The following is a 25,430-nucleotide window of genomic DNA, read 5'->3' as shown; positions in this document are numbered from 1 at the left end:
CCAAACGTAGGATACAACGCTATGAAAGGCGCAATAAATGGCAGATGTCCAAGAATATGCCGCCCGCTTGGCACAAGCGATAGGCCCGAGGCCTGCAGGAACAGAAGAAGAGCAGCAGGCTTCATTTGTTATAGAAGATGTGCTTCAAAAAGAGGCATCTTTAAACGTGCAGTCTGAAGAATTCAACTGCAATCCTAATTTCGAATTACCGCGCATTATATGCTGCATAATTACTCTAGTGCTGGCAATTCTTACATTGTTTTTGCCAGTAATGGTATTACCTTCATTAATAGTGTGCGCAATAACGGCTGTGTTATACGTTCTTGAAGTAATGGGAATTTCGCCGCTGTCGCGCATGTCGAAACGCGGCGTTAGCCAAAATGTCATAGGAAAGTACATTCCTATGCAAACCGGTGAGCAGGTTTCAACTGCGCGTCGGCGCAAAGTGGTTCTTATAGCTAGATACGATTCTGGCAAAGTTGCCCGCGAACTATCTAGTTTGTGTGGCATCCTAAATATTATTCACTGGGTTGAACTAGCTGCTATGGTAATAGTGCCCATTGCTTTGTTGCTGCGCATGGTTACAAAAGCAGAAGGCGGTCTACTAATTTTTATTGATGTTCTTGTTGTAATAGGCATTATAGGGGCGCTGTTGCCTGTTGTTTCGTTTTTGCTGCGCCAAACTGCTCCATATAATGACGGTGCAAATTGCAATGCTGCCGGCGTTGCAGTTATGCTGGAAGTTGCAAAGCGCATAGGGCTTGGCTTATACGACAAAGATGAAGAAGTTGAAATTCATGGTGAAACTGCGGCTCGTGAAGCTGGCTTACTGCCGGCAAATGCGGAAGTGGATTATGCTGCAATGTCACCAGACGGTATGTCGCCATCTAATACCAATGCTATGCCTCCAATGGACTTATCGGCAGAAATAGAAGCAGTTCAAGCGGTACGTTCTCAATCGCAATCGGTAGAACAGCCGGCAGAAGTTGTATCGGCTGTACCGCAAGGTTCACCACAGATTGCTTCACCGGGCGCTATTGATATGCAGCCCGATCAGGCTGCGCCTGTTCAGCCCACATCCGCACAGACTATTCAGCCTGCTTCTACACAATCTATGCAGTTTGCTGCAACGCAAGTTGTGCCAGCTTCGCCTGTTGCGGCTTCTGTATCTAACTCTTCAAACACAGATGTGCCAGATTGGTACAAGCGTGCTCGCGAAAAGGCAAACAAGTCGGCTACAGATTCAGTACCAGTACAGCGTTCGCGCTTTGCGGAAGCTATGGAAGCAGCAACCGCTGCTCGCGAAGCCGAAGCAGCCCGTGCTGCAGAACAACAAAAGGGACAAGTTTCTGAAGTAGAAAAGCGCCTTGCGGCTATGCGGGCTTCTATTATGGGAGAAACCGCGGCTCAGCATTCTAATAGTCATGCCCCTTCTGGCGTGGATGGCTTCTTGGCTTCTACTACTGATGCTCCTAATTATGAAACGGCAAGTGCCAGCGCTTCATTAGACGATTTAGCGAATGCTGAAAATTCAAATATTTCCGAAACTAAGCAAACGGGCAATGTGGCCGATCGTATAATTTCACATTCGCCAACAACGGCTGCTCAGCCTATAGCTGAAGAGAAACCGGACGCAGCAGTAAAACCATCTGCAACAACACAGTCTGAGTCTGCATCAGTGTCGCAATCTGCAACAGCACAAAGGCAGCCTGCAGTTTCCGAACCAGCACCTAATGCGGCGGCCAAACAGGAACCGCGACCGCGACGCTCTATTTCGCTTCCTAGTCTTACCGGTGCAATACAGGCAGTAAACCAGAAGCAAAGCGCTGCAGCAGACAACGACGACCAAATCCAAAACGAGCCTGTTCTTCCAGACGTACAAGCGCGTCGCGAAAGGCAATCGGCGCTTTCGGCTTCCATTCCGTCGCTAGACGCGCCTTCTAGTGCCGAAAATACACGTGTAAAAGTTTCAGCGTATGATGATTTGGATGAACAAAACGGTGCAATAAATGTAAGTCAAGCTGGTTCGTTTACGGTAGGTGGAGCTACGGGCGCCTTTGAACCTGTCGGCAATGAATTGCTAGCCAATGTTGATCCGGACGATGTTTATATAGACGATGCAGACGATTCCGATTATGGAGACAGTTTTACAGAATCGGGCGCAATGGCTGGTCCGGGTTATGTAGACATGCCGTCTTCGCGGAAGTCGCGCGTGTTTGGTAAGTTCCGCCGCCATAAGAAGCGCGAAGAAGAATCGTTTACTGAAGCGCTTGGCATAGATGAAGATTTTGACGCTCGTAAGGTAGGCAAGAAGCGCGGTGGCTGGGAAAGTTTCCAGAACGAAAGCGCAGGCTTTAATGGTGCGTGGGACGAAGAAGACGATTGGGATGGTGGCGCGTTCTCGAAAGAGCGTTTAGGCGAAGCTCTTTCACGTATAAAGCCCGGCAGCTCTGATGGGGAAGACCATTCGCGCACTCGTCGCAGTGCAGACGATTTAGAAACCCCGCGCACACGTTTTGCTGGTACCGAGATGGCCGACGATTATGAAGAGATGGCAGATTCTTCTAGAGTGTTAAATCCGTTTGCCGATATTCCATTGAAAGGTTTGGCTGAAGAGCGCGAAGCGGTACAAGAATTCCACAACGGACCTATCAATATGGAAATATGGTTCGTTGCCTTAGGTGCTGAATTGGCTGACAATGCAGGAATAAAAGCCCTTATTGATGCGCACGGAGCAGAATTAAAGGGAGCTATGATTGTTGACCTAGATGGACTAGGTGCGGGCAACTTGTCTCTGATAGAGCGTGAAGGCATGTTCCGTCCGGTGAAGATGTCGTCTCGTATGAAACGCTATGTACGCAAAGCATCGGCGGCACTAGGGTTAAGTGTTGGTAAAGGAAACATGCTCTGGCGTAATTCTGCGGCTTGTGTTGCTGCGCAAAATGGCTATCAGGCGCTGCATTTAGCTGGTCTAGATGGCAACAAGCCTGCATATTTTGGTCAAGCAGACGATGTGATAGACAACATTTCAGAAGACATAATGCTGGAAAACGCCGACTTTGTAATGGAGTTTATTCGCGCTATTTAGTTTCTTTCTAAATAGCGCTGAAGCGTTTTCTCTAGTTCAATTATGCTAATTGGTTTAGACATGAAACCGTCCATGCCTGCGTCCATTGCTTTTTGACGGTCTTCATTAAACGCGTTGGCTGTCATGGCGATAATTGGAATATGCGCGAAGCCTTTATGTTGTTCAAAGATGCGTATCTTTTTGGTGGCTTCCAGTCCGTCCATTAGTGGCATTTGACAATCCATAAATACAAGATCGAAATGTTTGGGCTCTGCCGATATTATAGTTTTTAGCGCTTCAAGACCGTTATTAGCGGTGTCTACATCTACGCCAAACGACTGTATAAGCTCAGTTGCTATTTCGCAGTTTAGGGCGTTGTCTTCCACAAGCAATACGCGCCCGCTAAGTTTGCTAGGTTCTGTTTGCTCTGTTGATTCGTTGGGTTTTTGTACGTCGGTAATTTTGAGTGGCACTGTAACGGTGAATTTCGATCCGATATCTAGTTGACTTTCCACCTCTATGGTTCCGCCCATTAAGTCAACAATGTTTTTGGTTATAGACATGCCCAGTCCAGCACCTTCTGTAAACGAGGTAATTTCATTACGCTCACGTTCGAAAGGCTCAAATACGCTATCGATAAAATCAGGACTCATTCCGATGCCGTTGTCTTCTACAACAAAACAATAATTATAAATTTCCGAATCTGGTGTGGCTTCTTCAGAAATAAACACATGTACCCAGCCATTAGGCTTTGAATATTTCACCGCATTGCTCAAGATGTTTAGCAAAACTTGATGAATCCTTAGCGTGTCGCCAAGGACTATATCGTGCTGAACAGATATTGGCTCAATTTTAAGGTCGAGCGTTTTTGCGCGTGTTTGCGGCTGCACAATGGCAATCAAATCTTCCATAAGCTCTTTTATGGAAAACGGCTCGGCGTTTAGGCTGATTTTGCCGCTTTCAATTTCGTTCATATCTAGCACATCGTTTATTAAGCTAAGAAGATGTCTAGAGGATACTCCTATGCGCTCTAAGCAGTTTTCCACGCGCTCTCGGTCGTCAATATGATTGCTTGCGATGGCGGTAAGACCAACAATAGCGTTCATAGGAGTGCGTATATCATGTGACATGCTTGACAAAAAAGTAGACTTAGCACGACTTGCGTTTTGTGCAAACTCTAGGGCGTTTTGCAGGCTTTCGGTCAGCCTTTCTTCGCTCTTTGTTTTTCGATGCAACAGTGTAAGATAAACACATAGCGATACAACTACAGCTATTATGAGCATCCAAGATATAAAGATAGTTTGGCGACAGGCATCGTTAACCGTTTGATAAACACTTTCCACTGCACGAGTAGATTCATCTAAAATCCGAAGATCTATGTCTAGCAATTTTGTTACTAATGGATAAAAATTGACATTTACATATTCGCCAACTTCGTCTGTTTCGATAGCGGGGTCTTCGCAAAGCTCGACCAACTTGGTTTCGCGGTGGCGAAGTTCGTTATAGCCGTTTTCCAATTCGGCAGCTTGATTCTTGTCAACAGACGGACAGCCCTTAATGACGTTTATGCATTCTAATATTTGAGGATTAGCTTCATCAAAAGCATCTTGCATATCTTCTGCTGCTTCGGGAATGTTCATATAAATTGAACTTAGTGCAATTGTACGTATTTGAATGAAGCGAGTTTCCAAGTGTCCTGCAGCAACCGAGGCAGCATATGGGTCACTTCGCACTGTTTCTACTTTGCTCAAGATGGTGGCGGTATTACCAACTGTGGTAAAAAAGAAAACAATTAGCAAAATGCTTACAATCGCAGCTGTTATGCGTGACAGCAATTTTGATTGTATGGCGTGGTGTTTTGATTTAATAGAAGAATCTATAAACATGGTGCTCCTTTTTGCCAACGTTATGAAAAGTATATCTGTTTTGGTATACTGCACCATGTCTTTTGGCAAAAGCCAACGTGGCTCAGTTGGTAGAGCAACGCACTCGTAATGCGTAGGTCAGCGGTTCGAGTCCGCTCGTTGGCTCCAGTAAATTCGCAGGTCAGCAAGCATTTTTGTCTGCTGACCTGTTTGGTTTACTTGAGAAATTCTCTGAAACTATCACAGAACTATCACAGTGAATTTAAAAACCGCTGCTTTAGGCATATAGGCAGAAAAGTGTGTAAGGCTCAGTCCATCGCAAAGGGGTAAGGAGTGCTGTTGTGGAACTCTGACCAAACCAGACCGTGTGATGTTGCCTTCGTCACTTTTTAGGCGAAAAATGGTCAAAACTTCCGGCTTTCCACAGTCTATAATGCCAAATTACGCCAATTACGAATCAAAATGGAATTGGAGAACCCTGTTTGCCCAGTGTTCTCCACAATTCAAGTTAGCTATGTGGCGCTATGACCATGGAAAGCTGGAAGTTTTGACCATTTTTCTAACTTTTTTGAACTAGTATGCGGATGAGTTGAATCGTAATCTAGCGTCAAGGTGTTGAGAGTTTACCCAAAAGCCATCCAACAAACACTTTAAGCCATCTTGCAGAGGTATCGTTTTTCCTAACACTAGAGTCTCCGCACAAGGTGCATCTCCACCTCTGCTTTCCTGCTTTAGTGAATTTGTTCTTTGACATTTTGCTGCCGCAAATGCTGCATTTTGAGATAGACACAGCTCACCCCTGTCCATAACTGACTTTTTCTTGGAAAAAGCTTGCCTGAACAGGGATGTCAAGTGAGAATTAGGCGCACTTTTGCCTATATGCCGAAATATATGCTGACTTTTCAGTTTTCAAACTGTTTTGTCTTGACGTTGGATTGCTGGGAGCAATGTGTGATCTTAATTCTAAAACGATCACAGAAGGTTCAGCACTTTTTACAGAGTTTAAGGGAGCGCTTGCCGAACAATACGTAGAGCAAGAGTTAATTGCTCAAGGATTAAAGCCTGCATATTGGTCGTCAGAGAAAGGAACAGCCGAGACGGATTTCGCTGTTGAACTTGGTGGCAGAATCTTTCCCATCGAGGTGAAAGCAGGCGAAAATCTCAAATCGAAAAGCCTTAAGGTGGCATGCGAAAAATTTAGCATTGAGCGAGCTGTACGCACATCACTTTCAGGCTATCGAGACGAAAGATGGTTGGTTAATATTCCGCTTTGGGCGATAGGTTCCTTGTCTAGTTTGGAAGGCTGAGCATTTTTTCAAATCCGATTCGTGTAGAGCCAGTTTCGACCCCTTCAACTAGCGTTATAGTGCCGCATAGCGTAAAGCCAGCTTTTTTAATGGCTTGCAACATAGGACTGTTGTCTTTGTGGGTGTCTATGCGAATCGATTCCATTTTGTCGGTAGTGGCTTTGTCGCACGCAAACGTAAACAGCTTGCCCATAATGCCTTGTCCGCGCAAGTTTGCATCTACGGCGCAGCGATGAATTGTGGCATATGGACCTGCTGTAAGCCAGTCACCTTCAATAGTTTTGTAGGCTGCATCTGGCATGTTGTAGTAGCGCAGTACGCCCACTACTCGCTCGTTTTGCAGCGCTACATACAAGCCTTGTGCGGCAATATCGGATGTCCATATATCACGGTTGGGATATCCGCGTTGCCATTGGTCTATTCCCATAGCTGCCATGTTCTTTTTTGCCTGTTCAGCAATGGCAACAATAGCGTCCAGATGCTTTGGTTGAGCGACTACGATATCTATCACAGCGCCTCCTCATCTAACAAGTGGGCGGTTTGTAAGTAATAAGGTACTGCCTGATTATTGAGTTATTTCGCTAGTCTGTTACAGTTATCGATTCTATAATTGGCTGCTTTGTTTCGTCCGAAATGACACCCATTTGTGAATTATCGACATTAGCAATGTAGTCGGCAACAATAGCATCTACTATAGCCATGCCTTCTTCACCTATCGTGCCGAAAGCTGCATATTGACCATCTAAGCTTGCACCTACCTGACTGCTGTTGCCTAGCGTAATGAAGAAAGTGCTAGTAGCCGAGTTTGGCAAAGTCGTGCGTGCCATAGCAATGGTTCCACGGTCGAAATTGTCAGCCAGCGGATTTTCAACACCATTGCTGCTAAATTCGCCAGTTATAGTGTCTAGTGATGAATCGTTCCCAGAAGCGCTATTGCCAAGGGTGCCGCCTTGTAAACAAAAATCTTCAACTATGCGGTAAAAAGTTTTGCCATTGTAATAGCTATTATTCGCTAAGTTCACAAAATTGGTTACAGTGATAGGGGCTGCGTCGGCGTCCATCTCTACAGTTATAGGGTCATATCCCTCAACTTGAATGACAGCGTGATGTTTGCCGCTTAATAACTCGTCTTCTGAAAATTGTGCAGTTGCAGCTGGCGCGTTTTGGCTTTGCGCAGCAGCACTGCTTGACGCAGAAGCAGAGCTAGAGCTAGAAGAGCCGCCCGAGCAACCCGCCAAGCCGGCTAAGACGGTCAAAGAAAGACAGCCAGCTATAGCGATTACAGCAATTTTGCGAACGTTTTTCATTCATTCTCCTATTCATTCAAACATACAAGTTTGTATACTTGGGAATCATTACTCATAGAGGTGTCATTGGTCAATGCTTTTATCAATGCGTTACCAAAAATCATATCGGGTGTGCCGTTTTGAGTATCGGCATACCAGTCGTTAAACTCCTGCAGCGACATCCATGAGTCTGGCTGAATTGATATATAGGTTTCGCCCGGATTCGACACTACTTGTGCCATTGTCTCTACGGGAATATCGCCCGTTGGTGGGTTTTTGAACGCTAGCTCAAGATTGAGATAGCTGGCTTCGGCAGCGTCGGTGTCTGTTCCGGTGTTGGCTTTGACGCGCTCCACCACGGCAAATTGTTGTCCGGCGGCAACTAGTACGGGCGAATCTAGTTCTATTTCATGGAAACCAGCGTGTTCGAACGTACAATCGGCTGAGGCGGCTAAAGCTCCATTGTTGTCTTCGCCACCATTTTTCATTGGAAGTGTATAAATCCAATAAGAAACAACTTCGTTTTCGTGGAAAGTCTGCGCAGTAATCGACTTTACCAATTCGGTCTTTTCAGCAGTAAATACATTGCCAACGCGCAGTATGTCTGCATAGCTAGATGGCTCTGAGTATTCTGATACGCCCAAGTAGTCGTATTGGTAAATATTGTTGTGTGCACTTTCCGTGGGTTTAACTTCAAAAGCTACGGGTGATGTAATTGTGTGGTCGTAGTAAGACAACCAAAAAAAACCACTGGATTTGCCATTGTCGGAAATGCCCCAATGTGTTGCATCAGAGCTTCCGCCAAGCGCGTTGTACAGCGCGTCGCTTCCCCAGTTGTTTTTGCACAGCCAAGCGCCATTAGCCGGTGGTTGACCGCTTTCCGTTCCCGAAAAATTGCTAGCGCTATAAGAGTCGTCCCAGCCTACTATGGTTACGGCATGGTTTGTAAATATAGAACTTGCAGCATCGTATTGCGCCCATGTGTTGTAGTCGAAGTGGCTCGCAGATCGCGCGTCGCCCGGTAGCGACGTTTCGGCTTCTAGCGAAATTGCCACAGCGCCTATATCGACAAGCGCTTGCTTAATTTCGCGTGTAGCGTTGGCATCGTAGCCAATATAGCGTACAGTTTCATTGCTGGGGTCGTATTCCATAACGGCTGGGCTTGCAAGGTTTACAATATCGCTTACATACCAACCTACATCGTTAGTATTGCGCAAGGAGTTGTTTAACGACCAGTCTTGTCTGCGCGCATCTGCCCCGCTGGACGCATCGCTATACCACGGAGCGGCACCCGGATAATAGCCGTTGTATTGATAAGGCGCGCTGCTTTCCAGAAGCAGTTCTTGGCGTGTGGCTAGCGCCGCTTCCACTATGGAAAAATTGCCGCCCGCCAATTGGGTTGTATAGTCGCTCGGGTCTGTGCGATACAGTCCTTCGCCAGCTTGAGTTCCTGCGCTAGCTTCGTCTTGAAGTTCGTGCGAAAGCCATGCAATTGCCCGCTCTGATATATCTATCGCGTCGTTTAGGTCGGAAAGTTTCGGCGAAGACGCTTCACTCGCTTCTTTTTCATAGTTAGAGTAGGTGCCATCAAGTTTTGCTTGTGCTTTCAATATTGAACTTTCGACGGCAGAAGCTATGGCGAATGCCCAACAAGCACCCCAAGGGTTTTGCAGCTTTACGCTGGTGGCAAAGTTGCCATTTGTTAGGTAGTAAGAACTAAGCGCTTGCGCGTCAATTTCATCAGCTGTGTCAATGTCTTCACTTTCCGCACCGCTGGCGTTTACTAGCGGATGTGCTTGGGCGCAAGAATGCACAGCGGCAATAGGCGCAAACGCCAGTGCCGAAGCTAGTATTAACCCGCACACATCGCGTAATATCTTGCTTGCGCGTTTCAAGTGCTACTTTACAACCAATACAGGTACGCCAGCTTTTTGCAGCACCGAATAGCACACAGAACCCAGCATGCCGCGAATAACACCCATACCGCGATGCCCCATGGCTATGCAATCAAATTCTAAGTCGCGTGCGTAATCTACGATGGAATCGTGCGGAGAGCCATTAACAACAGCAATGTTTACTTTATCGCCCTCTTGCACAATGCTTTTGATATCGTCGGTTACGCGCTTTATTTCTTCATTTTCGGCTTCAGAATCTAGCGCTGAAATTGTATTCATATCAAGCGAGTCTCCCACTACACCTGACATACGTGAAGCAATTTTGAAGGTTTCGGCGTTGTAGTCGCGCCACTCTATTACATTAAGCACGGTAACTTCTCCGTCGGTTCCTCGCATTAGCTCCAATGCGCTGGCAAGAGCATGGCGGGCGGGCTCAGAATTGTCATAAGGTACCAAAATCTTCTTATACATGATTCCTCCAGTTGGTTCGTTTCGACCATTTATGGCATTATATAAGGAAGTATGTATTCATGTCCGCAGCGTTGAGCAAGGAGTAATCTTCATGGGTTTCCTTTCGAGATTCGAAGGAAAAATGGAGGATACGGTAGAGGGGATGGCTTCCTCATTGGGTGGCTCGTCGCTTTCTCCTGTCCAAATAACGAAGAAAGCCGAAAAACAAATGCGGCGCGAAAAGATAGTTGGCGCTGGCGCGCAGTATGCTCCTACGCTTTATACGGTGTTGGTAAGCGAGGAAGACGATTCTAGGCTTTTCGGATACTATCCCACACTTGCTGGTGAGGTAGAAACTTATCTTATGGCGAAAGCAGCCGAGATAGGGCTAGTAATGGACGGTCAGCCGCTTGTGCGGTTTTTGGCTGATCCGGAATTAAAGCGCGGGAAGTTTGACGTTGTGGCTGAGATGGTGGCGGCACCGATAATTGCGCGCTTGCGCGATGAAGAAATGCAGCGCTATGGCATTGCGGCACCTAGTAGTGGTGGACCGCGCGGGTCGTTAAGGCAGAGTGCGTCAAGGGGGTCAGGCGTTGGTGTGGTAGGTCGTGCGTCAAGGGGGATTGTGTCGTCGGCTTCGCCGATTCGACCTGCTCTCAGACCTAATGTATCGCCGCGACCTGTTCCTGTGCAGGCGGTTTCTCCTGTGCAGCAACCTGCAGCGTTTGTGCCGCAGCAACAGCTTCAAGACGATTACAACGAGCAAGCGTATGCACAAGATTATCAAGATGATGCGTTTGCTGACGATTCATTCGATGAAGATTTATACGATGAAGTACTAGATACCCCAAAAACTACGGTTATGGGAGCAGTTGAGCCTAAGTTTTCAAACAATTATTCGGCGGATATCGATGTTTATTTGTATGATGCTGCACGCGATCGCGCTTACGAGCTTACGGGAAAGCCGCAGCGTATTGGACGCGAATCTAGCAACGATGTAGTGGTGCCCGATATAAACGTGTCGCGCGTTCACGCTGAAATACGTCGCGAATCTACAGGTACATGGGTTATCTCGGATTTAGGTTCTACAAACGGACTATTTGTGAATAACCGTCAGGTGAAGACTGCGCCGCTTCGCGACGCTGACATAATACTTTTAGGTACGACCGAGCTGGAATTCCAGTTACTGTCGTAGCCGACAGGAGCGCATGCTGTGATAGATATCATATTGCTTATAGCGAGACTTCTTTTTGTTGCGCTGCTCTATCTTTTCCTGTTCGCCATTATGCGTACAGGCATAAGCCAAGTGCGAGGTACGCGCAAGAAGGGGCGCACTTGGAAAGTTTCGGTGGAGCATGGACCAAAAGAGCTTCGCGGAGTGCAAATGGAAGTGAACGGCTCCATTATTGTGGGTCGCTCGCCCGGTGCCGATATCGTTATAGCTGCGGGTTATGTTTCTGGTCGTCATGCGAAATTCCAACTTATGGGACAGAACCTTTTTGTTGAAGATTTAGGTTCTACAAACGGAACTACTGTGAATGGTGAACTTATAGAGGCACCGCAGGCGCTTAAAAGTGGCGATGTAGTAAACGTGGGTGATGTCGCCATGCGCGTGAGGTATGAATGATGACTGGTACGAACGAGACAATGACGCATGTGTGTGCGGCACCACATGCGGCGCATGCTACTTCTACATCTGTGCGACAGTTTGGCAGCCGGACCGACATAGGGTGTGTGCGAGAGCACAACGAAGACAGCCTAGTGGTGCAGCCGCCGCTTTATGCAGTATGCGACGGAATGGGTGGTCATGCAGCTGGTGAAGTTGCATCTGAAATAGCTGTAGAAATTCTTTCGCGTCGTTCTCCGCGAGTTCCCGATGCTGAAGGGCTTGGGCAGGCTGTGGAAGAAGCCAATCTGGCTATAATTCGCGCCGCGCAAAACGGCATGGGAAAACAGGGAATGGGAACCACATGTACGGCTGCAATTTTAGAGAACGTGCGGTTAGTTATATCGCAGGTGGGAGATTCGCGTGCGTATTTGCTTCATGCGGGCAGTTTGCAACAATTGACGCGCGATCATAGTTTGGTAGCCGATCTTGTGGAAAGCGGGCAGATAACGCCCGATGAAGCTAGAACACATCCTAATCGCTCTATAATTACGCGCGCGCTGGGCAGCGACCCGCGCATGCAGAGCGATTTATACGAAATAAACGTGGCTGAGGGCGATAGGCTTTTGCTGTGCTCTGATGGTTTGTATTCCATGGTGGAAGATTCGCAAATAGAGCGCATTTTGAGGACGCGCCCCGATGCGCAAGATGCAGCTGATGCGCTTGCGGAAGCAGCCATTGCTGCTGGCGGGCATGATAATGTGACTACGGTTGTGGTAAATGTTACTGGCAATTCTGAAACACGCCATCGCAAGATGGAGCGCAAGACTAAAGTAACAGTTGGCGTGATAGTAGCGTTGTTTGTGGCTGTTTTTGCGGCAGCCATTATTGGGTTTAATATGTGGACTTCATCGGTGGCATTTTTAGGTGAAGTTGAAGGTAGAGTTGCGGTATATCGGGGCATTCCCGGCGAAGCGTTTGGAATTAGTTTTAACGATTTGCAGCAAGTGAGCGATGTGGAAGTTGACGATTTGCAGCCCGGGGTAGCCAATCGTGTTCGCAATGAAGACATACGTTGCGATTCGCTAGAGCAGGCTTACGATTTAGTGGAGACATACAAGGAAGAAACCACGAAAACTGGCGAAGTTCCGCAAGCGGAAGATTCGGCAAATTCTGCTAATTCTGCGAACCCAGAAGCCGCGGCAGACCCTGCATCTGCGGCAGACCCTGCAGCTGCGGCAGACCCTGCAGCCGCGGCGAACTCGGAGGCATAGGATGACCCGCCGAGGCATAGAATTATTGCTGCTGATAATAGCTGCGCCTATAGTTATAGTGCTGTTTGCTATGCTGGTGGTTACGGGTGGTCAAGAGCTGTCGTTTAATACTCTGGGCGTGCCCATCGGCATATTCTTAGCGTTTTTTATTGCGCATCTTGCCATACGTAAACTGGCACCCAACGCCGACCCGGCAATTCTGCCAATAACATTCGCGTTAAGCGGCATAGGCATAGCGTTTGTTACGCGGCTTGTGCCTGATTTGGCGTCGCGTCAGCTGATGTGGCTATTTGCCGGCGTGGCTGTAATGATTGTGGTGCTGCTAGTTGTGCGCAACTTAGACAAACTGGCGAATTATAAGTACACATTTATGATAGTTGGCGTGTTGCTTTTACTCTCGCCTATGCTGCCTGTGGTGGGCACCGAAATAAATGGCAGCCGCTTGTGGTTAACAATGGGCAGCTTCTCGTTTCAGCCGGGCGAATTAGCGAAAATTTGCATCGTTGTATTCTTGGCTGGCTATTTAGCGCAAAATCGCGAAATGCTGTCGGTGTTCACGTGGAAAGTAGGACCGCTGCGTTTGCCTTCGCTTGCTACGTTGCTGCCGTTGCTTGCCATGTGGGCTTTAGCTTTCCTTATAGTAGTGCTGGAGAAAGATCTTGGCAGCGCGCTTGTGCTGTTCTTGGTGTTCCTTATTATGCTGTATGTTTCTACCGGCAAAGTGCTTTACGTTGTGGTGGGGCTTGTTCTGGCTGGAATTGCGGCGGTAGCGCTGTTCTTTATGTTTAGCCACGTTCAAACGCGTGTAGCAATTTGGCTAGACCCATTCGCAGACGCGCAAAATAAGGGTTATCAGATAGTGCAAAGTTTGTACTCGCTGGCTGATGGCAATTTGTTCGGCGTGGGTATTGGTCGTGGAATGGCTGACCTAATTCCTTATGTGGAAAGCGATTTCATTTTTAGCGCCATAGGCGAGGAATGCGGGCTTTTGGGCGCAGCTGGTGTTTTGCTTTTGTACTTGTGCTTCGCTATTCGCGGCATGCTAACCGCAGCGCGTGCGAAATCGGATGTTAGTTCGTTTATGGCTGTGGGCGCTACGTCTATCGTGGTGCTGCAAGCATTCATTATTGTGGGCGGCGTTACGCGGTTAATTCCTCTAACCGGCATTACGCTGCCATTTATAAGCCAAGGCGGTTCAAGTTTACTGGCGGGCTTCATTGTGGTGGCAATTTTGCTGCGTGCGGGCGATGCGGGCACCGGTGCCGATGTTGAAATGACTTCTGCTATAAGCCGGTCGCGCCACTCTTCCAATAGCGTGCTTGGGCGCGTGGCTTTAGGCAAAAACATAACGTATGCGCTTGTATTTTTCAGTGTTTTGTTTGCGCTTTTGGTGGCTAATCTGACTTACATAATGGTAGTAAACGCTCAGGCTTACCAGAATATGCCGGGCAACAATCACACTATAGCAAAAGAAGAAAAAAGCGAACGTGGCACCATTTCTACTTACGATGGCGTGGTGTTGGCGCAATCGATTGAACAGGCTGATGGCACCTACGAGCGCAATTATCCAGCGGGTACGCTTGCTGCACATGTGGTTGGTTACTATTCCAGCAAATATGGCACATCTGGAATAGAGGCATCCTATAACGACACGCTGAAAGGTCAGCGCAATTTCGCAAGTTGGAGCGAAGTAGTGAATTCGCTTGCGGGCATTTCGCAGCCCGGAAATGACGTTACGCTTACACTGAACTCGAAGATTCAGGAAGCGGCGCAAGAGGCAATAGCGGGATACAATGGCGCATGTGTGGTTATGGATCCAACTACGGGCGCAGTTTTAGCTATGGCATCGTCGCCGACGTATGATGCGGCTGATATAGAAAATGTTATGCAGAATTCGAGCGCGGGTTCGTCGGAATTGTTAAACCGTGCTACGCAGGCACTTTATGCGCCGGGCTCCACATTTAAGATAGTTACGCTTTCAACGGCTTTAGCCAATGGAGTGGCTACGCTAGATTCGAAATATGACGCACCGGGCAAAATGGATATTGGCAACGCGCCGGTTACTAATTTTCGCGATCGTGACTATGGCAACATTACTTTAGAGCGTGCCTTTGAGGTGTCGTCGAATACTGCGTTTGGGCAGCTGGGCGTGCAAATTGGTGCCGACGGTCTGGTGGCAGGTGCCGACTCGTTCGGGTTTGATGCGCAGATAAAACTGGAAGTTCCGTTGGCTAAATCGTTGATGCCCGACCCAGACGAAATGACAACTTGGGAGACTGCTTGGGCTGCTGCAGGTGAACCTGTTGGCGAACATGAGAGCCCTGCTGGACCGCAAGCTACAGTATTGCAGATGGCGCTTGTTGGAAGCGCGATAGCTAACGATGGGCAGGCAATGCAGCCATATTTGGTTGAGGGAGTTTATAACGCCAATGGTGAGCGCAGCTTTACGGCGCAGCCTAGTAAGTTGACGCGCGCTGTTAGTAGCGATGTAGCAGCGCAAGTGCTTGAAGCTATGAAAGGCGTGGTTGCTAATGGTACTGGCGGCGCTGCTGCTATTAACGGTGTAACTGTTGCGGGTAAAACGGGTACTGCTGAACACGAAGGCAAGGAAAACGACAGTTGGTTTGTTGGCATTGCCGATGCTGATGGGCAGCGCAATGTGATAGTTGCTCTAATGCTAGAAGAAGCAGGAAGTAAGACTTCGGCAGCGGCTAAAGCGAAGAGCGTTATACAGACCGCCCTACAAGTGCAAGGAGTTTTATAGAGGAATGCCCGACCGGTGAAAATGTTTCACGTGAAACAATTTAGGAGGCATAGCAAGATTGAATTATGACAAAGACAAGAATGTTTCACGTGAAACATTCTTACAACTTGCATACTAGCTCTATAAAAATTAGTTACTAAGAGGGATTGAGGTTATAATGTTTGGAACTGTGACAACTCCTGCTTTAAATGCAGAAAAAACAAACTTTAAGGAGTTATCGTGAGTGGAATTGGACCTATGACCGGCAAGGTATTTAGCGGTCGGTATGAGATAGGTGAGCGCATAGGTATTGGCGGGATGGCTGAGGTCTATACCGCGCAAGACAGCGTGCTTGGGCGCACCGTTGCCGTAAAGGTAATGTTGCCGCAATTCGCTGAAGACCCAGATTTCGCGCGGCGTTTCCGTCAGGAAGCTGCGGCTGCTGCCAACCTTCAAAGCCCGTACATAGTAAACGTGTACGACTGGGGTCACGATGATGGTACATATTTCATAGTTATGGAATATGTTCGCGGGTCTGACCTTAAAACGGCTATAGAACAGCGCGGTGCCATCAACCAGCGCAAAGTGGCTGAAATAGGCATTCAGGTTTGCCAAGCGCTTTCAGTTGCCCATTCGCAAGACATAATTCATCGTGACGTTAAGCCGCAAAACATAATGGTTCAGCCAGACGGCAATGTGAAGGTGATGGATTTTGGCATAGCGCGTGCAAAAAATTCCAATTCTGATAAAACACAAACCGTACTTGGTACGGCGCATTATATTTCGCCAGAACAAGCACAGGGCAAAGATTTAACCCCGGCAAGCGATATTTATTCGCTTGGCATAGTGTTGTACGAAGCAGCTACGGGTACATTGCCTTTCGATGGACCCGATGCCGTTAGCGTTGCACTTATGCAGGTGCAAAATATGCCGCCAACTCCGCGCGAAATAAACCCAGACATTTCCGTAGAGTTTGAGCAAATAATACTTATGGCTATGGAGAAAGATCCTGCCAAACGTTTTGCCACAGCGAATGATATGCGCATAGCGCTTACTGATTTTTTGGCTGGTCGTCCAATTGGATCGCTTGACGGATTTACAAGTGCACAGACCAGCGTTATAACGCCTATAGGCGTGGCGGGCGGCGGAAGTGTTGATTCTACACAGGTTATGCCTGTTACTAAAGGCGGTGCTCGCGGTTCGCATGCGGCATCTGGTGGCTACAGGGCAGATTATGGAAATGACAATGGCTCGGGTAAGAAAAAAGGTGTCATAATCGCGGTTTGTGCGATTGCAGCCATTGCTGTTATAGCTGTGTTGGCGTTTATGTTCTTGGGTGGTGGCGAAAAGGGCGAAGTGCCTGAAGTAACCGGTAAGACAACTTTGGAAGCTCAGCAGATGATAGAAAATGCTGGCTTCAAGCTAGGAAAAACAGACAGTGCGTTTGATACCAGCGTTCCAGCAGGACAGGTTATAAGTCAGAATCCGAAAGGCGGCACAGAGGCAGTTAAGGGTTCAAAGATAGACTTGGTAATTTCTCAGGGTACAGAAGAAGTTGAAGTGCCCGATGTCTTGGGCATGTCGCTTCCCGATGCGCAAAAAGCGCTAGCAGCTAAGGGCTTCATAGTTGGGAAAACGACTGAAGGCTATAGCGATGAGTATTCTGAAGGACAGATAATGGAGCAGTCTCCGGTGGCAAAAGGCAAGGCTGCCGAAGGCTCGAAAGTAGATTTGGTGGTGTCGAAAGGCTCCGAACAGGCAACTGTGCCTAGCATAGAAGGGCTAGACATCGATACAGCACGCAAACGCGCCGAAGCAGAGGGGCTAACCATATCGCAAAGCGGCAGCCAAAATAGCGACAAGATAGCTGCTAACTGCGTAATTAGCCAAAACCCGGCAGCGGGTACAAAGGTAGCTAAGGGCTCAACTATTTCATATGTAATATCGAATGGCAGCAGCGCCATAATTGTGCAAGGCGTCGTGGGTTATACGGAATCTGGAGCAAAAAGCGCATTGAGCAATCAAGGATTGAAAGTAAGTGTTGATTACGCATATTCCGATAGCGTAGCTAAAGGTAACGTTATAAGCCAAAGCCCATCGGCGGGCACCAGCGTTAGCAAAGGAGCTACAGTAACTATTGAAGTATCGGAAGGTCCTGAGGCTCCAGCACCGTCGTCTTCAAGTAGTGCGTCTAGTAGATCTAGCCAGTAGATGTAAAAACAAATTAGAAACAATGTGGGTGCTGTAGATTTATACGGTACCCACATTGTATACTCATGTATAGGTTCCGCTCCTGCCATTTTCGCGATGGACCGATGCTTTTAAAAAGGGAGTCCTAGATTGCGAATGAAATGGGGATTCGTGTCCGTTGATACGAAAGCCAGGAAGTTCGCTGCGGACACCCACCTTATATGGTGGGTTCATCCTTTCAGCAAGGGGCGGAACCCTAATATTAAATTAAGCCTCTAAAGCGCGCAGGTCGTTCGCATCGAAGCTAAGCGGACCTTCTATCAAACAAGTGTATTCACCTTCCGCATCTATATCTACCAAAACATGCGATCCGTCATGCAACTCACCGCTTATAACTTTCTGCGCTATGCGATCAACAACTTCACGCTGTATCAGACGCTTCAGCGGGCGCGCACCAAACACCGGGTCGTAACCATCTATTGCTAAATGTTCCATAGCCGCAGGCGTTACATCTAGTGTTATGCGGCGATTCGCCAGCCTATCCCGCACTTCCTCAAGCTGCAAATCAACTATAGGCTCTATCGTAGAAATGTTAAGTTCGTTGAACGTAACAATGTCGTCTATTCGGTTGAGAAATTCCGGACGGAAAGTGGACCGCAGCGCATCTTGCAGCTTATTCGTAAAATCGCTCATACGCTTTGCTGCCTGCTCTGGTGTCATTTTAGCGATATCTTCAATCATATCGCCCATAGTTTCGCCGCTGCCACCATTGTGCCCATCAAATGCCGCGCCTTCGTTAGCATGATCGCGAATAATTTGGCTGCCGACGTTGCTGGTCATAATAATAATGGTGTTCTTGAAATTCACCACACGACCTTGCCCGTCGGTCAAACGACCATCGTCTAGCACCTGTAACAGCACGTTAAACACATCGGGATGCGCTTTTTCCATCTCGTCTAACAGCACCACAGAATACGGATGACGTCGCACGGCTTCGGTTAGCTGACCGCCCTCGTCGTAGCCCACATATCCCGGAGGCGCGCCTATCAAGCGCTGCACACTGAACTTTTCCATGTACTCTGACATATCTATACGAATCATAGCTTTGTCGCTGTCAAACAAATACTCAGCCAGCGCTTTGGCAAGCTCGGTTTTACCAACGCCAGTTGGACCTAAGAACAAAAAGCTGCCGATGGGTTGTTCTGGGTCAGACAAGCCTGCACGATTGCGCCGTATAGCACCAGCGACCACATTTACAGCTTCGTCTTGCCCTATAACGCGCTTCTTCAGTTCTTCCTCTAAATCAACCAGTTTTTCCATTTCGCCTTGCATCATTTTCGTAACAGGAATACCGGTCCACGTAGATACAACCTGCGCAATTTCCTCTTCGGTTACTTCTTCTTTCAAGATAGCGCCAGCTTCTTGGCTAGCTTTAAGCGATTCCTCGGCTTGATGAAGCTGCTGCTGCAACTGCGGAATGCGCGAGTAGCGAATTTCGCTAGCAAGTGCCAGATCGCCGCTGCGTGTGGCGCGCTCCTCTTCAAGCTGCGCAGAATCTAGTTCTGCCTTCAAATTCTGAACACCAACAATTACATCTTTTTCGTTTTGCCAAGCAGCTTTTTGCTTATCTAGCGCATCGCGCGCGTCTGCTATATCGCGGCGCAGCTTTTCGAGACGCTCGGCAGAGGCTTCGTCGCTTTCCTTCATAAGCGCCTGTTCCTCTATCTGCATTTGAGTAAGATGACGCTCTGCCTTATCAACTTCTTCAGGCATACTGTCAATTTCTATGCGCAAACGACTGGCAGCCTCGTCCATAAGGTCAATTGCTTTGTCGGGCAGGAAGCGATCGGCAATGTAGCGGTCGGAAAGTTCTGCCGCCGAAACAATAGCCCCGTCGGTTATACGCACGCCATGATGAATCTCGTATTTCTCTTTCAAACCACGCAGAATGGCAATAGTGTCTTCCACTGTAGGTTCGTTAATTATTACCGGCTGGAAGCGCCTTTCAAGCGCCGCATCTTTTTCTACATACTTGCGGTATTCATCTAGCGTGGTAGCACCAATAGCATGCAGTTCGCCACGCGCCAGTGCAGGTTTCAACATATTGCCGGCATCTAGCGAACTATCGCCACCGGCACCCGCGCCAACAATTGTGTGTAACTCGTCGATAAACAAAATTATGTTACCGCCAGCATCTTTCACTTCGCGCAACACAGCTTTCAGGCGGTCTTCAAATTCACCGCGATACTTTGCACCTGCCATCATAGCGCCCAAATCTAGGCTGATAATTTCGCGATCTTTCAAGCTGGACGGAACATCGCCTGTAACAATGCGCTGAGCCAAGCCTTCCGCAATAGCTGTCTTGCCCGTGCCGGGTTCGCCAATTAATACAGGATTGTTCTTTGTGCGGCGGCTAAGAACCTGTATGGTGCGACGAATTTCCTCCGAACGCCCAATAACAGGGTCTAACTTTCCTTCACGCGCTTGCTGCGTTAAGTTTTGCCCGTACTGCTCCAGTGCTTCAAATTGTGTCTTGTCGGTTTGCGACGTAACGCGCGTATTGCCACGCAGCGTATCGTAAGCCGATTCAATATTTTTGCGTGTTATGCCTGCCGTGGTTAGCAGCTTGCCAGCTTCGCCTTTGTCTTCCGACAAAGCTATCAGCATATGTTCGCTGGTAGCGTAGCTGTCGCCCAATTTCTCTGCTATTTTTACTGCGTTGTCTATCGTCTTTATGAATGCTTGCGAAGGTGGCGATATGGGCATAGCGCTGCCCGTTTGCTTTGGCATTTTCGCAATTGTATCCGATATGTTTTGCGCCAGCCACACCGGGTCGGCACCAATGCGCTTAATGATTGCGGCAATGTTGTTTTCATCGGCATCTATCAGCGCTTTTAGTAAGTGTATCGGTTCTACCATTGCAGAATCGGCATCACTTGCCACGCCAAGCGCGGCTTGTACTGCCTCCTGCGCAGTAACCGCTAGTTTATCTAATCGCATTGCGTTTCCTATCTCTTCACCTGCGAGAATAAATGCAGGTTTTTAAGTTTCTAGCCGCCGTGTATTTCTTTGGAATAAAACGTTACGGTGGTCGAAGTGTTATTCAACCAGTGATACACGGGTGGTAAATCACGTATGCTCATAAGTGCATTCACTGGTACATGCGGTGAAAGTTCGTTCACACGCCTAGCCAAACGTTGCACACGTTTATGCAGGTTATCCAGTTCGTATTCGCACTCGTCTAATCGCGTTTGCAAATCTAGAATTCGCGTAACGCCCGCCAAGTTTATTCCCTCGGCTGTAAGCTCGTTTATCAATTCAAGCCGTTCTATGTCGGCTTGCGAATACATACGAGTATTTCCACTTGTACGCTGCGGAGATAACAGCCCTTTTTGTTCGTAAGTGCGAAGCGTTTGCGGATGTACTCCTGCTAATTCAGCCGCTACACCTATCATGTACAGCGGCCTATTTCTGTCCTCTGGTCCTACCATGGCCGCACCTCTTCTTCGGTTGCAGCTTGGAAATCTTCCAGTGCCTTTTTCTGTGCATCGTTAAGAGCATCAGGAATCTTCACATGCACCTTTATTTTAAGATTGCCAAAGCTGCCTTTCTTTTTCAAATCGGGCGCACCTTTTCCTTTAATGGTAAGCACGGTGCCATCCTGCGTACCCGCAGGCACCTTAACGCGCACTTTCGTGCCATCAGGCGCGGGAACCACAACTTTTGCACCCAACGCAGCTTCAGCAATGTTGACGGGCATGTCAAGTACAACATCGGCTTTGTCGCGCGTGTAATATGGATGCTCGGTTATGTGAGTGGTTATCAGCAAGTCGCCAGCTTGACCGCCATCTGCGCCTAAGCCACCTTTGCCCTTATAGCGCAGTCTGCCGCCTTCGCGTGCACCCGCAGGAACTTTTACATCTATAGTATCTGCTTCTTGTTTACCGGGAATGCGCACTGAAACACGCTTCGTGGTGCCGTGGAAGGCTTCATCAAATGTAATATCTAACACCACATTTAAATCTTGACCGCGTTGGTTTTTAGATTTCCCGAAATTGCCGAATTCCCAATCGGTACCAAAAGCGCCTTCTCCGTGACGAATACTCTCTAGAATATCCGCCCAGCTTCCATTAAATCCACTACCAGTGGTATATGTGTAAGTGCCGCCGCTACCACCGCTACCGCCGCTGCCACCAAAAATATCTTCATAGTTGAAGCCTTGCGTGCCCGCGCCACCCCACGGAATATGGTTTTCATTTGCAGTACCATACTGATCGTAAAGTTGGCGCTTCTTGTCGTCGGAAAGCACTTCATAGGCTTCGTTTATTTCTTTGAATTTGGCTTCATCTCCGCCCGCATCGGGGTGATGCGTGCGCGCCAGCTTGCGAAAAGCTTTCTTTATTTCGTCAGCCGACGCGGTGCGTGGAACGCCAAGTGTTTTATAGTAATCGGGCGTAGCTGTTGCTGCCATGCGTTCCACTCCTTTCAAACAATTAAAGTCTCAATTAAAGACACCCCAATACTGAATTATTCTTTTTCAGCAGGTTTTTCCCGCTTTGGTCCGCCAGTTGTTACCGTTACCATTGCAGGGCGTAACACTTTCGAACCCATCTTGTATCCCTTTTGGTATACCTCGTTTACCGTTTCGTCGGGTTGGCTTGTGTCTTCAACGGTACCTACAGCCTGAGCCTCTAGCGCATCAAACGCTTCGCCCACCGGGTTAAGTACCACTACTCCGTCTTTCTGTAGTGTGTCTACAAATTTGGAAAGCACCGCTTTTACACCATCCAACAAGCCATCTGTTACGTCAGTGCTGGTGTTTTTCTCGGCGTAATTTATAGTGCGCTCTAAATCGTCCAAAACTGGCAGCAGACTTACCACTAATTTCTCAGCTGCACGAACCTTCTCTTCTTCGCGCTGCTCTTTAGTGCGTCTGCGATATGTATCCCATTCAGCATGAAGGCGCACATATTTGTCTTTCCATTCAGCTATTTCGGCGGCAGCTGCGGCTGCTGCATTATCTTCGGTTTCAGTTTCGGCTACTTTTTCGCCTTCGTCCTGAAAACGCTTTGCCGCATCAGCCACTAAAGCTTCAGCCTCATCTTCGAGTGAAGTTGCTTCCGATTGTTCGCTAGGTGTCGCATTTTCAGCATTAGTTTCGGTTTTGGTGCTGGAGTTAGCATCAGCACCATTGTCTGCAGCATCTGCCTCATTTGGCTTTACTGCATCGGGTGCGCCTGTTGGCGCACCCTCTTGCATATCTTCTGCAGCCTTTGCTGCTTGGTCTTTAGTCGAATCGGTCATGGCTTTATTTCTCTTTCGACTCGTCTTCGTCAACTACTTCGTAGTCGGCTTCTAGGGTGTCATCGGAAGATGTGCTCTCAGCAGTTGCAGCTTGTGCGCCTGCGTCTGCACCTTCGGTGGTATAAACAACTTCAGCCAGTTTGTATCCAGCCTGCTGCATCTTCTCAGTAGCTGTGCGAATTGCGTCTATGTCGCTACCTTGAAGCGCACTTTGCGTTTCGGCAATTGCGCTTTCAGCTTCGCTCTTAGCATCGGCTGGAACCTTGTCGCCTAACTCATCTAGTGTCTGCTGTGTGGCTGTAACAAGAGCCTCGGCGTTGTTGCGAACTTCAACTTCTTCCTTGCGCTTCGCATCTTCTTCGGCATGCTGCTCAGCATCTTTAACCATGCGATCAACTTCATCGTCAGACAAAGCCGTGCTGCCAGAAATGGTTATCTGCTGCTGCTTACCAGTGCCCAAATCCTTAGCAGAAACATTAACGATACCGTTTGCGTCAATGTCGAAAGTAACCTCAATTTGTGGAACGCCACGGCGTGCAGCCGGAATACCATTCAGCTGGAAGCGACCTAGTGTCTTGTTGCCGGCTGCCATTTCGCGCTCGCCCTGTAGAACGTGAACTTCCACGGAAGTTTGGTTGTCAGCCGCGGTAGAGTAAATTTCGGTCTTGCGGGTAGGAATAGTTGTGTTGCGCTCGATCATCTTGGTCATAACACCACCCATTGTTTCAACACCCAGCGAAAGCGGAGTTACGTCAAGCAGCAGAATGCCAGTTACATCGCCTGAAAGCACGCCGCCTTGGATAGCTGCGCCCATAGCCACAACTTCGTCGGGGTTTACAGACATGTTCGGCTTTTTGCCGGTCAGCTTCTCGACAAGCTCTTGCACAGCGGGCATACGAGTAGAACCGCCAACCAAGATAACCTCGTCAAGTTCTCCTGCCTTCAAGCCCGCATCTTTCAGAGCCTGTTCGACAGGCTTCTTGCAACGCTCTAGCAAATCTTTAGTAATGCTCTGGAATTCTGTGCGTGTAAGCGTAAGATCAAGATGCTTCGGACCATCGGCACCAGCTGTAATGAACGGCAGGTTGATGTTGGTCTGAGAAGTGGAGGAAAGCTCCATCTTTGCCTTTTCAGCTGCTTCCTTCAAACGCTGCAGCGCCATCTTGTCTTCGCGAAGATCGATACCGTTGTCAGCCTTGAATTTGTCTGCCATCCAGTCGATTATGCGCTGATCCCAGTCATCGCCACCAAGGTGATTGTCGCCTGCGGTAGAGGCAACCTCAAATACGCCGTCGCCCAATTCTAGTACCGACACGTCGAATGTGCCGCCGCCCAAGTCGAACACGAGGATTTTTTCGTCGTGGTCAGCCTTGTCAAGACCATAAGCCAAAGCGGCTGCGGTTGGTTCGTTGATAATGCGCTCTACATTTAGACCAGCAATCTTGCCTGCGTCTTTAGTTGCTTGACGCTGAGCATCGTTGAAGTAAGCCGGAACGGTAATAACTGCCTGAGTAATAGTGTCGCCAGTTTGTTTTTCGGCATCGGCTTTCAACTTTTGCAGCACCATTGCCGAAATTTCTTCTGGAGTGTAATTCTTGCCGTCAATATCGATAACGGCGCGACCGTCTTTACCTTTTTGTACGTTGTAAGAAACGGTTTTCTGCTCTTCTGAGGTTTCGTCATAACTACGACCAATAAAACGCTTCACTGAAGAAACGGTGTTTTCAGGATTAGTAACTGCCTGATTTTTTGCAGCTTTGCCTACAACACGTTCGCCATCTTTACGAAAACCCTCAACAGAGGGAGTTGTGCGGTCGCCTTCGGCATTTACTAGAATCTCAGGCTCGGAACCTTCCATAACTGCCATAGCGGAGTTAGTGGTACCTAAGTCGATTCCAAGTATCTTAGCCATATTAATGCCTCTCTTTCGTGTTTGAGTATCAATTTCTCTGATGTTGTGACTACTATAAAATCTAAGTGCCTTACTGTCAAGTTTTCTATGCGTGGAATTTTCAGTTCGCCGCACTTAGGGAACTTTACACACATTTCAAACACATTTGTTCGAAATGCTATAAGTGTTTCTATTCGGTTTAGAATTGTTACGAAGACGAAAAACTAGACGTGAGTTTTCTATAAATTGAATTCTTGAAATAACTGTTCGCGATAAGCTGCATCTTCAGAAGCTTTAAGGACATCGTCGTGTCTGTTTTCTGAGAATAATTTTTCTACAAGTGCAGCGAATTTATTAGTACCTTTTTGTATTCCTTGTTGCATCCCTTGCTGCAATCCTTCTTGCAATCCTTCTTCCATCGCCTCTTTGCGAGCATCTTTTACAGCTTCTGCAAGAACTTCTTGCATTTCTGCTCTGACAGCATCTTCTGCAGCCCATTTAGCTTCTCGCCTTATATCTTCTTCTATAGTGCTTACAGAAAACACTTTATCC

17 protein-coding genes, 1 tRNA gene, 1 other RNA gene and 1 pseudogene are annotated in these 25,430 nt (G+C 48.0%); 9 read left to right on the top strand and 11 right to left on the bottom strand.

Annotated features, from left to right (window positions below):
• The first annotated feature begins 37 nt into the window (after positions 1 to 37).
• Entirely contained in the window at positions 38 to 3,088 is a 3,051-nt protein-coding gene (locus G7Y46_RS06595) for a hypothetical protein (protein WP_165253434.1), read from the top strand.
• On the opposite strand, the gene G7Y46_RS06590 is transcribed toward G7Y46_RS06595, so the two are convergent.
• Positions 3,085 to 4,953, bottom strand: a complete 1,869-nt coding sequence (locus G7Y46_RS06590) for an ATP-binding protein (protein WP_165253432.1) — start codon at positions 4,951 to 4,953, stop codon at positions 3,085 to 3,087. The two genes, G7Y46_RS06595 and G7Y46_RS06590, sit on opposite strands and share 4 nt — an antisense overlap.
• Before the next feature lie 71 nt (positions 4,954 to 5,024).
• Here G7Y46_RS06590 and G7Y46_RS06585 point away from each other — a divergent pair.
• Both G7Y46_RS06585 and G7Y46_RS06580 read left to right on the top strand, forming a co-directional pair.
• Positions 5,025 to 5,100: transfer RNA gene (locus tag G7Y46_RS06585), tRNA-Thr, on the top strand.
• Positions 5,101 to 5,819: 719 nt separating this feature from the next.
• Positions 5,820 to 6,239 (top strand): DUF4143 domain-containing protein, encoded by a 420-nt coding sequence (locus G7Y46_RS06580; protein WP_165253515.1) that lies wholly within the window; start codon positions 5,820 to 5,822, stop codon positions 6,237 to 6,239.
• Here the strand turns inward: G7Y46_RS06580 and G7Y46_RS06575 are convergent.
• From G7Y46_RS06575 to G7Y46_RS06560, 4 genes are all read right to left on the bottom strand, one after another.
• On the bottom strand, positions 6,223 to 6,750 hold the full coding sequence (locus G7Y46_RS06575; protein ID WP_165253430.1) for a GNAT family N-acetyltransferase: 528 nt from the start codon (positions 6,748 to 6,750) through the stop codon (positions 6,223 to 6,225). The genes G7Y46_RS06580 and G7Y46_RS06575 overlap by 17 nt on opposite strands.
• 70 nt (positions 6,751 to 6,820) lie before the next feature.
• A complete protein-coding gene (locus tag G7Y46_RS06570; protein WP_165253428.1) occupies positions 6,821 to 7,546 on the bottom strand; it encodes a peptidylprolyl isomerase in 726 nt (241 codons plus the stop codon).
• An 8-nt stretch (positions 7,547 to 7,554) separates the two neighbouring features.
• The gene (locus G7Y46_RS06565; RefSeq protein WP_165253426.1) at positions 7,555 to 9,420 is read right to left on the bottom strand and encodes a lectin like domain-containing protein; all 1,866 of its coding nucleotides are present in this window, start codon (positions 9,418 to 9,420) and stop codon (positions 7,555 to 7,557) included.
• 3 nt (positions 9,421 to 9,423) lie between these two features.
• Positions 9,424 to 9,891 carry a universal stress protein gene (locus G7Y46_RS06560; protein WP_165253424.1) on the bottom strand — a complete coding sequence of 156 codons (468 nt, stop codon included), beginning with the start codon at positions 9,889 to 9,891 and terminating at the stop codon, positions 9,424 to 9,426.
• 91 nt (positions 9,892 to 9,982) lie between these two features.
• Between G7Y46_RS06560 and G7Y46_RS06555 the strand changes: the two genes are divergently transcribed.
• The 6 genes from G7Y46_RS06555 (at position 9,983) to ssrS (ending at position 17,942) form a co-directional block, all read left to right on the top strand.
• Positions 9,983 to 11,065 (top strand): DUF3662 and FHA domain-containing protein, encoded by a 1,083-nt coding sequence (locus G7Y46_RS06555; RefSeq protein ID WP_165253422.1) that lies wholly within the window; start codon positions 9,983 to 9,985, stop codon positions 11,063 to 11,065.
• Between the two features lie 18 nt (positions 11,066 to 11,083).
• Positions 11,084 to 11,497, top strand: coding sequence for an FHA domain-containing protein (locus tag G7Y46_RS06550; protein WP_165062753.1), 414 nt, complete (start codon positions 11,084 to 11,086; stop codon positions 11,495 to 11,497).
• The gene (locus G7Y46_RS06545; RefSeq protein ID WP_241157081.1) at positions 11,497 to 12,750 is read left to right on the top strand and encodes a Stp1/IreP family PP2C-type Ser/Thr phosphatase; all 1,254 of its coding nucleotides are present in this window, start codon (positions 11,497 to 11,499) and stop codon (positions 12,748 to 12,750) included. Before G7Y46_RS06550 ends, G7Y46_RS06545 begins: the two co-directional genes overlap by 1 nt.
• Before the next feature lies 1 nt (position 12,751).
• Entirely contained in the window at positions 12,752 to 15,514 is a 2,763-nt protein-coding gene (locus G7Y46_RS06540) for an FtsW/RodA/SpoVE family cell cycle protein (protein WP_165253420.1), read from the top strand.
• A 219-nt stretch (positions 15,515 to 15,733) separates the two neighbouring features.
• A complete protein-coding gene (gene pknB, locus G7Y46_RS06535) occupies positions 15,734 to 17,704 on the top strand; it encodes a Stk1 family PASTA domain-containing Ser/Thr kinase (protein WP_241157080.1) in 1,971 nt (656 codons plus the stop codon).
• A gap of 70 nt (positions 17,705 to 17,774) precedes the next feature.
• A non-coding RNA gene (ssrS, locus tag G7Y46_RS06530) (6S RNA) lies at positions 17,775 to 17,942 on the top strand.
• An 8-nt stretch (positions 17,943 to 17,950) separates the two neighbouring features.
• Here the strand turns inward: ssrS and G7Y46_RS06525 are convergent.
• The 6 genes and pseudogenes from G7Y46_RS06525 to G7Y46_RS06500 all read right to left on the bottom strand — a co-directional run.
• A complete protein-coding gene (locus tag G7Y46_RS06525) occupies positions 17,951 to 20,683 on the bottom strand; it encodes an AAA family ATPase (protein ID WP_165062755.1) in 2,733 nt (910 codons plus the stop codon).
• A 50-nt stretch (positions 20,684 to 20,733) separates the two neighbouring features.
• Positions 20,734 to 21,174, bottom strand: coding sequence for a helix-turn-helix transcriptional regulator (locus tag G7Y46_RS06520; protein ID WP_165062756.1), 441 nt, complete (start codon positions 21,172 to 21,174; stop codon positions 20,734 to 20,736).
• On the bottom strand, positions 21,168 to 22,154 hold the full coding sequence (locus tag G7Y46_RS06515) for a DnaJ C-terminal domain-containing protein (RefSeq protein WP_165253418.1): 987 nt from the start codon (positions 22,152 to 22,154) through the stop codon (positions 21,168 to 21,170). Before G7Y46_RS06515 ends, G7Y46_RS06520 begins: the two co-directional genes overlap by 7 nt.
• Positions 22,155 to 22,210: 56 nt before the next feature.
• Complete coding sequence (locus G7Y46_RS06510) at positions 22,211 to 22,987, bottom strand: nucleotide exchange factor GrpE (RefSeq protein ID WP_241157079.1); 777 nt, start codon at positions 22,985 to 22,987, stop codon at positions 22,211 to 22,213.
• A gap of 4 nt (positions 22,988 to 22,991) precedes the next feature.
• Positions 22,992 to 24,899, bottom strand: a complete 1,908-nt coding sequence (gene dnaK / locus G7Y46_RS06505; RefSeq protein WP_165062758.1) for a molecular chaperone DnaK — start codon at positions 24,897 to 24,899, stop codon at positions 22,992 to 22,994.
• Positions 24,900 to 25,117: 218 nt separating this feature from the next.
• A pseudogene (locus G7Y46_RS06500) lies at positions 25,118 to 25,430 on the bottom strand (hypothetical protein); the annotation flags it as partial.

The organism is Adlercreutzia sp. ZJ304 (assembly GCF_011039075.1).
In the GTDB taxonomy this organism is placed as follows: domain Bacteria; phylum Actinomycetota; class Coriobacteriia; order Coriobacteriales; family Eggerthellaceae; genus Adlercreutzia_A.
The sequence above is the reverse complement of the archived record's forward strand: the minus strand, read 5'-3'. Positions and strand labels throughout refer to the sequence as shown.

Bases quoted from the DNA above. Each gene is read 5' to 3' on its own strand.
- G7Y46_RS06595 (WP_165253434.1), top strand. From the start codon at position 38: ATGGCAGATGTCCAAGAATATGCCGCCCGCTTGGCACAAGCGATAGGC.
- G7Y46_RS06590 (WP_165253432.1), bottom strand. From the start codon at position 4,953: ATGTTTATAGATTCTTCTATTAAATCAAAACACCACGCCATACAATCA.
- G7Y46_RS06570 (WP_165253428.1), bottom strand. From the start codon at position 7,546: ATGAAAAACGTTCGCAAAATTGCTGTAATCGCTATAGCTGGCTGTCTT.
- G7Y46_RS06560 (WP_165253424.1), bottom strand. From the start codon at position 9,891: ATGTATAAGAAGATTTTGGTACCTTATGACAATTCTGAGCCCGCCCGC.
- G7Y46_RS06555 (WP_165253422.1), top strand. From the start codon at position 9,983: ATGGGTTTCCTTTCGAGATTCGAAGGAAAAATGGAGGATACGGTAGAG.
- G7Y46_RS06545 (WP_241157081.1), top strand. From the start codon at position 11,497: ATGACTGGTACGAACGAGACAATGACGCATGTGTGTGCGGCACCACAT.
- G7Y46_RS06540 (WP_165253420.1), top strand. From the start codon at position 12,752: ATGACCCGCCGAGGCATAGAATTATTGCTGCTGATAATAGCTGCGCCT.
- G7Y46_RS06525 (WP_165062755.1), bottom strand. From the start codon at position 20,683: ATGCGATTAGATAAACTAGCGGTTACTGCGCAGGAGGCAGTACAAGCC.
- G7Y46_RS06520 (WP_165062756.1), bottom strand. From the start codon at position 21,174: ATGGTAGGACCAGAGGACAGAAATAGGCCGCTGTACATGATAGGTGTA.
- G7Y46_RS06515 (WP_165253418.1), bottom strand. From the start codon at position 22,154: ATGGCAGCAACAGCTACGCCCGATTACTATAAAACACTTGGCGTTCCA.
- G7Y46_RS06510 (WP_241157079.1), bottom strand. From the start codon at position 22,987: ATGACCGATTCGACTAAAGACCAAGCAGCAAAGGCTGCAGAAGATATG.
- dnaK (WP_165062758.1), bottom strand. From the start codon at position 24,899: ATGGCTAAGATACTTGGAATCGACTTAGGTACCACTAACTCCGCTATG.